10 protein-coding genes are annotated in these 11,429 nt (G+C 41.1%); 2 read left to right on the top strand and 8 right to left on the bottom strand.

What is annotated here, in order from left to right; genetic code table 11:
• Positions 1–130: 130 nt before the first annotated feature.
• A complete protein-coding gene (locus ACQ4LT_RS02000; RefSeq protein ID WP_445664328.1) occupies positions 131–823 on the top strand; it encodes an XRE family transcriptional regulator in 693 nt (230 codons plus the stop codon).
• Between the two features lie 6 nt (positions 824–829).
• On the opposite strand, the gene ACQ4LT_RS01995 is transcribed toward ACQ4LT_RS02000, so the two are convergent.
• From ACQ4LT_RS01995 to ACQ4LT_RS01975, 5 genes are all read right to left on the bottom strand, one after another.
• On the bottom strand, positions 830–2,071 hold the full coding sequence (locus ACQ4LT_RS01995; protein WP_445664327.1) for a sensor histidine kinase: 1,242 nt from the start codon (positions 2,069–2,071) through the stop codon (positions 830–832).
• A 221-nt stretch (positions 2,072–2,292) separates the two neighbouring features.
• On the bottom strand, positions 2,293–2,703 hold the full coding sequence (locus ACQ4LT_RS01990; RefSeq protein ID WP_445664326.1) for a PAS domain S-box protein: 411 nt from the start codon (positions 2,701–2,703) through the stop codon (positions 2,293–2,295).
• 259 nt (positions 2,704–2,962) lie between these two features.
• Positions 2,963–4,174 (bottom strand): sensor histidine kinase, encoded by a 1,212-nt coding sequence (locus ACQ4LT_RS01985; RefSeq protein WP_445664325.1) that lies wholly within the window; start codon positions 4,172–4,174, stop codon positions 2,963–2,965.
• Positions 4,171–5,232, bottom strand: a complete 1,062-nt coding sequence (locus ACQ4LT_RS01980; RefSeq protein WP_445664324.1) for a cobalamin-dependent protein — start codon at positions 5,230–5,232, stop codon at positions 4,171–4,173. The genes ACQ4LT_RS01985 and ACQ4LT_RS01980 overlap by 4 nt, the downstream gene beginning before the upstream one ends.
• A gap of 12 nt (positions 5,233–5,244) precedes the next feature.
• Positions 5,245–5,544 (bottom strand): antibiotic biosynthesis monooxygenase family protein, encoded by a 300-nt coding sequence (locus ACQ4LT_RS01975; RefSeq protein ID WP_445664323.1) that lies wholly within the window; start codon positions 5,542–5,544, stop codon positions 5,245–5,247.
• Positions 5,545–6,586: 1,042 nt separating this feature from the next.
• On the opposite strand from ACQ4LT_RS01975, the gene ACQ4LT_RS01970 reads away from it, so the two are divergent.
• Positions 6,587–7,603, top strand: a complete 1,017-nt coding sequence (locus tag ACQ4LT_RS01970; protein ID WP_445664322.1) for a DUF2235 domain-containing protein — start codon at positions 6,587–6,589, stop codon at positions 7,601–7,603.
• Between the two features lie 463 nt (positions 7,604–8,066).
• On the opposite strand, the gene ACQ4LT_RS01965 is transcribed toward ACQ4LT_RS01970, so the two are convergent.
• Genes ACQ4LT_RS01965 through ACQ4LT_RS01955 form a run of 3 tightly spaced genes read right to left on the bottom strand, consistent with a single transcriptional unit; the run spans position 8,067 to position 11,423 of the window.
• Positions 8,067–8,564 carry a GbsR/MarR family transcriptional regulator gene (locus tag ACQ4LT_RS01965; protein ID WP_445664321.1) on the bottom strand — a complete coding sequence of 166 codons (498 nt, stop codon included), beginning with the start codon at positions 8,562–8,564 and terminating at the stop codon, positions 8,067–8,069.
• Between the two features lie 19 nt (positions 8,565–8,583).
• The gene (locus tag ACQ4LT_RS01960) at positions 8,584–9,726 is read right to left on the bottom strand and encodes a metallophosphoesterase (protein WP_445664320.1); all 1,143 of its coding nucleotides are present in this window, start codon (positions 9,724–9,726) and stop codon (positions 8,584–8,586) included.
• An 11-nt stretch (positions 9,727–9,737) separates the two neighbouring features.
• Positions 9,738–11,423, bottom strand: a complete 1,686-nt coding sequence (locus ACQ4LT_RS01955) for a hypothetical protein (RefSeq protein WP_445664319.1) — start codon at positions 11,421–11,423, stop codon at positions 9,738–9,740.
• Positions 11,424–11,429: the final 6 nt, after the last annotated feature.

Here is an 11,429-nt window from a genome sequence, read left to right as displayed (position 1 = left end):
CTTTCTAACCAGCCAACAGCACAAATACTAAATGAAAAAGCACTAATTTTTGATTACACTATAATCAATTCAAGAGTGTATTCATATTACTTTAAAATCCCAAATTTGAGAATAAATATTTACAATTACCGTGCCTGCAAGAAAAATATTTAGTAAAAGATTACAAGAACTAGAACAAGTATTGGGGCTATCCCCTTCTGAAATGGCTGAAATGGGGGAATGCAGTCAATCTACCTACTATCGCTACAGAAAGGGAGAATCAGCGCCCGACCTGGACTTCCTAAATAATATTCTCAAAAATGAGAGCAATATAAATACCGAATGGCTCCTTAAAGGAATCCATCCTATCCTTAAAAAGGATTCATTTAAAAATAATACCAAGAATGGAAATCCGATTAGCTTCTTAAACTTGCCGTATTATTCAATGAGTCCTTCCCGGGAAGGTGGAGAAGGATATATGCCTGTAGAGGAATGGGAAAACCCATCCCATACCATTCCTTTTTGTAGTACATTCATAAATACGGTAGTGGAACCTGACACAAATAATCTCCTTGCAATTAATGTTAAATGTGACTCAATGAGCCCGGTGATAACACCGGGAAGCCTTACCATAGTAAATAGAGATCAAACTGATCCTGTCGGAGACGGGATTTTCGTGGTCCGATTTGATGATGAAATCCGTATGAAGCTTGTGCAACGTCTTCCCTCAAAACGCCTGCAGCTTTCAACGATAAATGAGAAGTTTAATCCAATTGAAGTTCGTTTGGGTGAAAATAACTTTGACATTATTGGACGAATAATTTGGAGAGGGTCAGCTGTTTGAACCTAATTATAGTTGGGCATTGCCTATACCTCTGACATCCTTTTTGGGGAAATCTAGGCTAAACGTGGTTCCTTGCTGGGTGGGTCGGCGGGTATACGTACCTTCCAGTTGGCGGGTCAAGGTTTTGATAATTTCCAATTCTAAAGACTGAAGATCATCCTTATTATCTAATTCAGCAGACCCGCTGACCCAGTTATCGGATATGAGAACGGTTACTTTTCCATCATGGGCTCGGAGCTGAATTTTTAACTTCTTGTTATCTTCACTGTCGAAACCATGTTGCAACGCATGGGACAGGACTTCGCTCAAGATGAGCCCGCAAGGAATCATTTGGTTGATATTAAGGCTTATCTCCTCCAGATCATATGAGAGATCTACTTCCGAGCCCGCTTGAAACGTCTCTACAATCTCGGTCGTCACTTTTCGTATGCTGGAGGCCATTTCAATATGGGTGAAGGAATCGTTCTGATACAACATATTCTGTACCGTGGCCATAGCTTGAATTCGAGCGGTGTTGTTTAAAAGCAAATCTTCGCATGGTCGGTTGTCTACATTGAATGTTTGTAACTTCATCAAACCTGTAATAACCGAAAAATTATTATTTACCCGATGGACAATTTCGGCAAGCAATGTCTTCTTTTCTTCCAGTGCCTGCCTGAGTTCCGCTTGAAGTTGCTTTTGCTCCGTAATATCCGTCAACGCAACGATGACATATTTTCCTCCTTGATCACTGGCAAGTAGGCTAGCATTGCTTTTCACCGATGTTTTATTATTGTTCGAATCATGAAAGACCCATTCCCTGCGCTTGGGAGCCTTACCCTCCAGTAGGTAATTGAAATGTTGTACCACCTCCTTTTTCTGGTTATCCGGTACAATCCTCATAAAAGATAAGCCTTCAAGTCTGTCCCTTTGATATCCAGCCATGCTTTCAAACGCTTCATTAAACAGAACAAACTCCCCCTCCCTATTGACCACAGCTATGCCTATATCAGTTGCATCCAGAATCGATTCGGCCAGACGCTGATGTTGATTTATTTTTTTATCCCTATAAAAGAGGAGGCCATAGAGTCCCGCAGAAGCAATTGTTATAAATAACAACCCTTTTATAATATTAAATTCAAATGAGGTTACGTACCCTTCTAACAAGGTGGCCCCCAAATAGTCAGTACCTAAAATCCAGCCAACCCCAAAAATAAATAGCAAAAAAGTGATAACTTTCCGGTCAAAAAATGGTTTAGAGTAAATCACAGCATTATCAGCTATTTAAAAAGGCAGTGCATAATGTTTTGTAGCACGTATTACTTGGTCCATACAGACAAAAGAATACTAACATCCAACATTTGCATTCCGCAAGAGTTGTGCCATAAAATTCTGAGGGCGATATCTTGTCAATGAAAGTACTATATCTTTATAAGAACAGTTATAAATTCATTTAGAAGGGGAAAACCGTTGCAAAAGATCAGCAAGTATTAATCAAACAATTTAACCTGGAAAATATGATCATGCAGTTTCGCATTCGTTCTGCATCCAAAAAGTTGCATGAGTGCAAACGAATTCCATTTCTGAAATGGTAGTAGTTCCGCAAGATATGCAGAATTATAAATGGCGTAGACAAATTCGCCGTTCTTCTTTTGATGCTTCCAAACGCCCTCATCGCCTACGGTCTCGTTATCTATTTGCGAGAGGTATTTCTTCAACTTGGGCACCCCTTCCTCGGGGCGCAGATCAAATAAAGTGAAAAACAGCATCTCCTCCCGCGAATACCCATAGGCCTCAACCATGGCCTGATTGACCTCTTTGATTGCATAATCTTCCTGATCATACACCAACATGGGGAGGGGGCTACCATGAAAAAATTGTTCAACGTTTCTAATCTCCATAAGCGGCTCCCAATCCTAATAGTAGTATTGACAAGAATTAGCAATATTTCTCAAAACATTTAGAAATCCAAGAAATGAGAGGCATAAACCAAAAGCAGGGTTAAATGAATCACAATCAAATACCCATTTCAGAAGTTAACGTATCAGAAAAGAAATGCCACGAAGATCCTTCATCCATGAAACTAAGCATAAACTACTAATTAAAGCTTGAAGATCTGCTTTAATTATACGACGGACCTTTTATTCGATAGAAACTTGATCAAGGAATATTGACAAAAAAGATTGATCCTTCGCCAACTTCACTTTCGACCTGAATATCACCACCGTGGGCTTCTACAATTTTTTTTGCAATCGCTAACCCAAGCCCGGTACTTTTCTCTCCCGCTGTAGCCTCTACACTTATGTCCGCAAATGGTTCAAACAGCTTGTCGATCTCCTCTTTGGGTATTCCCTGCCCATGATCCTTGACAAAAATAGTAACTCCGTCCGTCTCATCTATATTCTTAATACCTGCCTCAACCTCGGTGCCAGTACCCGAATACTTGATAGCATTCGACAAAAGATTATCCAATACCTGCTGAAACTTATGGGCATCGATCTCTTTCACTACTGGTTTGTCGGGCAAACGTGTGATGACAGAAATATCCTTTTTGCTGGCGGTGGGTCGGTTTAATGACACAACTCGCTCTATGAGTTCACCAATATTCTCATCACTTTTTTCTAAATTAATACTGCCTGACTCTATGGCCGAAATATCCAGCATATCTTCAATAATCTGTACCATATACTCACTGGACTCTTTGATCTCTTTGACCAGCTGAAACTGATCCTCTGTAAATATGCTCTGCTCCTTGTGGTCTTCAATCAAAAATATAGCATAGTTTTGAATCAGCGTAAGTGGATTTCGCAGGTCGTGGGCCGCCATTCCCAGCATCTGATTTTTTAGCTCATTCATCTTTTCAAGCTCGGCCGTCCGTTTTGTTAACTTCCGCTGCATGTTGGCCAACTCATTATTGAGTCCGCTCATTTCATTATACAACGTCCACTCATCCTCTTTCGATGCACCAGTCGGCTCTTGTTGCTTCTTCATGTATGCCCGCAACTTATTGACGGACTCATTATTCATTTCCATCAGTCCATTTAAAAACTGCTCAGTATCATCCCGATTGTCCATCCCTATCAACAAGTTTCCGTCATCAGTCCTAATGCCAGAAAAGTTAAACAGGCTAATCTCCTCATCATTTGAAACATGCAATTCCCAGTTATAGGCTACATCATTCGTTTTTATCCGTTCAAGAAACTGGTAGGCTTTGGGAATGCTGTCACTATCCAGGCAATCGACAAAAGAAATGGTTTCATCTCCTTGAAGTGAAAACAATCCATAAGAATCATGGATTATCTTCTGGAGTATCCCATCATCATTTACAATGACAGCAAATCCATTAGGAATGCTTTTATTCCAAGTGCTCAATTTGCGATTAATTTATTTGCGGTTTCAATGGCATCATCTGCAGATTTTGCCGACCCGTCCGCACCCACTTTTTTCCACAGGTCGGGCACCATGTTAAAGGGATATCCACCGACCATGATTTTTGTATTTCCAAGCTCACTATCATTCCGCACTGTCTGAATCAGGTTTTTGGCTGTACTGATGTGCAGTGGCATCGTTACCGAAATAGCCAATACATCGGCATTTTTTTCCTTAACAGATCTTATCAGGTGATTATCAGGCATATTAGCTCCCAAATAATGGGTATCCCAGCCTTCCATTTCAAAGAAGTCCGTCACCATGCGGATACCGATTTCATGAAGCTCATCCGCTACAGAACACGCAACCAACCGCTTATCGCTCTTCTCCATGGCAAATATTTCGGGATACAATTGCGACATGATCAGCTGTGTGGCAGCCGTACAATAGTGCTCATGGGCCACCGTAATTTGATTCGTCTGCCAAAGCGCACCAACCTCATACTGCGTTTTTTGAAAAATATACTCGTATATCTCTTTTATTGATACTCCATCATCCACCAGCCCCTCAATAAGATCTGCCGCTTTCCTGCGCTTACCGGCCAGCAACAGATCCAGATAGGTCCGGGCCTTCTCATGAAAAGGATCGTCAGAATTCAAAAATATTATCTGCTCTTCCTGGTCCTCTTCTAACGAAGAAAGCCCCTCTTTAATGAATGCCACCAGCATTTCGGCCTGTTCACCCGGCAATACCTTTCGTATGGCTTCTCGTATAACGACAATATTATCAACAAGATCACTTTCAGGAATACCCCGTTCTTGCAGCATGGTCCGTGCCCAATCCAAATAGTTGTTAAACAGTTCCTTGCTATCGACACGAACCGCCTGTACCAGGTAATCAAGGTGGTAAGTGGTATCCTCATAACATTTCTTTCGCCCCTCTTCGCCATAGCGCTCATCCAGCTCGGGATGACGTTCAAAATGCATGGACGTTACTAGCTCAGCCAGCTCACTTTTGTGAGCTTCTAATTGTTGCACAACTTTACGTCCAGATCCTGGCATAAGCTTATCGCTTTACGAAGTTATATGATCAAAAAAGTTGAGCGTAAAGCTCCGTTTTACCAGCTTTAACCCTTTGGGGATATTCTGATGGGATTCGCTGCGATGATTATCGTGCCAATGGTGAAACGACTTCTCATCCTCCCAATGCGTTATCAGCCAAAACTCGGCGGGATTATCCTTCGGTGAAATCACATTAAGCCCCACAAAGCCATCGGCATCTTCAACCAGGCCGGGACGTTTCCGAAAAGCCTCTCGTACTTCATCTTCCATATTGTTACGCACTTCAAATTTGCTGATAGCTGTAAATCCCATAAGTATTCGTAGATGGTTGTAATACTAACTTTCCTAAATGCTCTCAACCTAAAGATTCATTTCCCTTTCAATTAATATAACAGTAATACAATTCAATATTAAAGAGTTTGCCAATTATTCTACTGGTTAACATTGCAAGCAATCGTTCTTCCTACTGTTCAAGAATTCATTCTACAAATCCTTCACTGTTTTGATCTCCGCCAAATTTTTTCTTGTAATGAATAAAATATTGGTTTTATCTCCATTTCGTAAATATTTATAACCCTATGTATATCATACTGATTAATCTTCTGACACCATTTAATTTGTCATTAATTATGACTAATTCTTTTTACAATATTGACACATATCTCAAATGTATTGCCTTCCCAATTTTCATATTAGTTGTTACATATGATGTAACATGACATCCCGAGATCAAGCTCTATGAATCATAAAGCCATATATCAGTTTGGCTTCGGATCTAAAGGGTGAGGGTTCAAGTCTTCCTGCATATACCTATTACTAATTTAACCTTCAATTTTGGGTGGGCCCCTTACATTTAGAAATATTTATTATTGAATATGATCTTAATCTATAAGTTTAATAGTAACAAATACTGTCTCACTCCAGGATTGGCCGCGCGAGTCTGTAATTAATTTTGTCCAATAATTTTCGGGAAACACTTTCCCATAGTTCCCCTTCGGTACTACAAATAGTACTACATCAAATTCCAAAATCGCGGCCCGTTTCACGCACAGGAATATCTTGTATAGATTACGGATCAGGAGGTTAGGGGTTCGAATCCTCTCAGACGTACTTTCTACTAAGCCTTTTTAGTTATTGTCTTATAGGGTTTTATTACTAATGTAAAGTAAAACCTCCTGACTTTTGAATTAGTGAGATATAGACTTTTTAAGAAAAGTGTCGTCTTTCTTTTTAAAATCTCTTAAAATAAAAAGCAACCAAAATTAAGGATCGCATAGAATATTTTTTGGGAACCATTGTGACCTTACTGAACAACGTTGTTTAACAAAGCCATTGACATTAAAATCAATTAGTTATGGGTAAGAACATTATCATTTTATCGGATGGAACCGGTCAGAAAGGTGGGGAAGGATACAACACCAACATATATAAGATTTTTAATACCATTGAAAATCGAACTAATGATCAAATTGTTTTTTATGATCCCGGTATTGGCACCAGTGGTATTGAACTTTTTAAACAGATTTCTGGCTATGGCATATCCCAGAACATCAAGGACTGCTATCGATTTTTGTTTGAAAATTATCAGGCTGGAGACGACATCTTTTTATTTGGATTTAGCAGAGGGGCGGCAACGGTACGAAGCCTCTCCAGTTTTATACACTATTTTGGTATTCTGCCCAAATCCCGTCAAGACCTAATTGACGAGGCTTATAACATATATAAGATCAATAATAGCAAAAAGAGAAACGCCCAAGCAGAAGCATTTATTGACAAACACCACACTATGTGGACCCGTGTTAAATTTCTGGGATGCTTTGATACGGTCTCTGCGCTGGGTCTTCCCATTAAAGGAATAAGCCCCATCCTGGATCGAATACCGTTTTTCCAACATAATTTCCATAATTATAAACTTAGCAAAAGTGTTGAACATGCCTATCACGCCTTAGCTATCGATGATGAACGAAAAACATTTCATCCCAAGTTATGGGATTCAACTGTTGAAGAATATCAAACATTACAACAGGTATGGTTCCCAGGTATGCATACTGATGTAGGCGGTGGATACAAGAAAGGTGCCCTTTCGAATATTCCTTTTCTTTGGATGTGTCGAAAAGCAATGGAGCACGGACTAAGAATCTATAATGCAGATAATTTGGATATAACTCCCCAAGCCGACGCCTTTATGCATGATTCCAGGAGTGGCTGGTGGCAGCAGTTAATTTATACAAAAAAAGAACGCAGTTGGCCCAATGAGCGATCTGATCGGCCGATCATCCATGAATGTGTAGAAGAAAGGGCAGAAACAAAAGATTACCGGCCGTGGATACTCTCAACTGATTACGATATTGAACCGTATGATAGTATGTGAATTTCAAATCATGAGTATCAGAAGTTAAAGCACTTTCTTCCAATCCTTTCCAAAAAACAAAGGCAAGTATTAAAAGAGGAGCGCAATATTTATTAAAGATGGGCCCTTCTTATACCAGCGAGAAATCCCGGATAAAACTCAATAAGGTAAACCTATTCCATTAAGAGTGAATACCTCGTTACAAGCAAGTTCACCCAATACCGAATATCACAAGTTTCGCCAAACTATAGTTAAAACTATCCCAAATAAAAAAAGCGATACCACCCGCTGGTGATATCACTTTGAATGAATTAAGCATTGGCTTATTGAACTATTATCCAGTTCTCCAAATTCCCCAAAATAAGACACCTTCATCTCTTCACTCATAAAAAAACCGATTTTATATCGGTTAATTCAATGCACCATGAACAACGTCTTAAAAAAGGAAGTGGGTTTAAGAGATTGACAATCCGCTTTAACCCACTTAACTAGTATTCCTACAATTCTTCTTGTACTCCTCGATTGATTCAGGAAAGTGTTCCGTAACAAAGACATAGAAATCATGCATTTCATTTAATCGATCAATATCTGCATCATCTTCATTATTCAACTCCTCTTTATATTTTGCCGATATATCTCGCAATTGTTTCATCTTTTCGAGATGCCGTTCCATAACCTTACACCACGCATGATCAACAAGTTTAAAATAGGTCTGCCGTTTACCCGGTTTACGTACTTTTTCAATAAATCCCGACTGTAAAAGTAAGCGCGTCATATTGCTTATGGAAGCCTTGCTTACATTCAGGTGCTCAACCAAATCACTAAACGACTGCGCCTCGGGCTCACAAACATGCAGCCAAGCTAATATTTGTCCACTTATTCGAGAATGACCCTGTTCCTCAAAAATAAGGCTCGCCTCTTCTACAAATTCCTTTTTCTTCTTATAAATTTCTTCTTCAACCGCCTTCATGTTACTATTCATATATTATTTATTTTTCTAATCATTTTTCTTTGGGCAAATCAGATATCTTCTGTTCAAATAACCGTTTACCATTTTCATTCCAGAACTCAATCCAGATGCCCTTTTTATAATAATGCACTGCCGAAAATCCTCTTTGCTGAATACCAAAGCTGGGCAGATCAGGGTTTTTGACAAAGCTGGTAACCGATACTGACCCGCTTACAATATAATATTGGTTGCGTCGCTCATCCCCAAAAGTAAGGTACTGCAAGTTGTGATCATGTCCTGATGCATAAATAATCGGCTCCCGCTCTGCAAAAGCGGAGGTCAACTGTTCCTTGAGATTACTATACTTTTGTGAAGCAATATCCTGGGAAGTGCCCCAAATATTACGATACAAGGCATAAAGTGATCCCCCAACCGGAGGCAGCAAGTGCGTTTTGAGCGGAAATTTTCCTCCATTATTTCCATTTGAATACATGGGATGATGCCCCACTACCAGCACCTGATCGGCCTTCTCGTCAGTCACTGCCGCGCGCACCTGTTTGATGGCCCGCTCACTCGTAGTATCGAAGGCACTATCGGTTTTGGCACCCGGCTTGTTATGGGGATGCAACCACCACTGTGTGTTCAACGCAACAATCGACAAATTCAACTCCTCATTTCCCGCTTTTACCAGGGCCGGACCGGGTAATCCGTCATCTGGCAGAAACACATTCCCTCGATTTAGCGACTCTTCTATAAAACGTTCTTGTCGCTGTACATATTCTAATCCATTCTCTCCACTCGAATTCCAATCATGATTCCCCGCTACAAATACCACTTTACCCTCAAAATCTTCTACCGTCTTGAACTGGGCCTGTAGATATTTCTCAGCTTTTGGTCGACTTTTCTGATTTTCAGGAGGCAATCCATCCGGATAAATGTTATCTCCCAAAAAGACCACAGCACTCTGTTCCCCGGCCTGCTTCAGCTGCTCTCTTAATACCGACAAAGTCGGCTCCAGCGGATCAAGCGACGCATACCCGGCATCCCCCGCTAAAAAAACGGAATAAAATCGCTCACTTTCATCAGGCTGATTACTGTTTTCTACGACCGGAACCTCATCAGGCGAAGGTGGTTTGGTTGAAACACATCCCGAAATAATAATTGGGATCAATAATAGTGTTAATAATTTCTTCATCTATATTTTATTTACTCTTCGCGGCGAATGCCTACCACTCGACTGTTATTATCATTCAACGCAACGTATACCGTCACCGTTTTACCGGAGCCAGCATATTTGCTGCCCCTCGTCTCGATATCAAATCGCAGAACATCATTTAGAAGCCTTTCGTCTCGTAATTCTACAGATAATTGGGGTTCCTTTATTTCTCGATATTCTGACAGGATTTTACTTTCAGATTCAATTTTGACCCGGTATTTATGATCTAAAGCTGATACCAATCCACCACTCACACTTAAATCCATAAACGTAAGTAAAAGAGTCTTATTCTCAATATCAGCGCTGAATTTATCAAGCGGATTCATCTTGGAAAACCAATAGCGACCTATCTTATCCCGGCGTTCTATCAGGGTTTGGACGATGTATTCCTCTGCATTGGGATTGGAATACTGCCCCGTCTCTACGATAGCTCGAATATCCTCATCCGAAAAACTCATGACCTGCTTGGCACCCCAAATCGCATCGCGCAGCGTCATATTCTCAAAGGGCGGTAGCGGATGTGTGGGCACCCAGCGTCCTGGTTTAAAGATATCTGATCGAAAATATCCCACTGCAGGATAGGGCACCTCCGGCTCAACCGTTTCCCAAGGCGTAGTATATCCACCCAGCGATAAGGCCGACACCAACATATAGCGGGGATCAATCAGGTAAGCCTGTCCCTGTATGGGTTTGTGAATAGACATACCATTAGCGCCCAACGTATTCCCAAAATCCTGCACATAATGATCGATATAACCATCATCATTATAGACCGCCATCGTATTGGCATCCCGCCGGTCGGTATCGTTAAGCCAGGAACTAATCACCCGCATCCCACGCAGCTCGCGACGGTGTTCATGAGCTACCCGATCGTTGGGGTCCTCTTTTAATGTCCCTTCAAAATTCCAAGGCCCAAGGGGAACACCATCCACAAATTTACTGGCCAGCGCCCGAACTTTCCCATCAGAATTCTGGGGGCGATTCTTCACGATCTCCCGATAATCGTCCATCGTCATGGCACGTTTCTGCCCCCTCTCTTCTACCGTAACGCCTTCGCCAATGGTTACTTTATCGGGATCAAAATAAGTGATTACAGATTCGGGAACGGTATAGCCGGCCGCATAAAAAATCTTGGTTCCAATCACCTCTGCAGCGGTCGTTAACTCAGGATAATCGTAGCCATCAAACTTTATGAGATAGCGATTTCCGTTTTCATCCTCTATAAAAAATCCGGAGTTTGCCCCTTCAAATTTAGCCCTGAAAATGGTCCACTTTCCCTTCGTATAGGGTGACTCAGTATTAGGTCCGGCCGCCAGCTCATCAGGCGACATCTCATCATAATAATGGCGATAAGTGTACCAACTCGACTCGGGAACCTCATCGAGCTTATTAATATTATCGGCCTGACGTTTATCGCTTATGCCCAAACCGCGTCCCAGCCAACGCCCCGTCCGATTAAGGTTCAACGGTTTTTCAAGCTGATGAAAAATGGTATTGTCAATGCGATCCCAGTATTGGTATTGCGGCTGCTCTTCGGGCATCTCGATATGCGCCGTATCGGGATCAAACGTTTTTACCGGTCCCTCGACATAAGGTTTGGTGGATGAACAGCCCTGCATAAAAATAATAGCTGACAACATCGTAATCCCAATAATATGTATATATTTAATCTTCATCGAACA

This window comes from Fodinibius sp. AD559, from assembly GCF_052712805.1.
The sequence above is the reverse complement of the archived record's forward strand: the minus strand, read 5'-3'. Positions and strand labels throughout refer to the sequence as shown.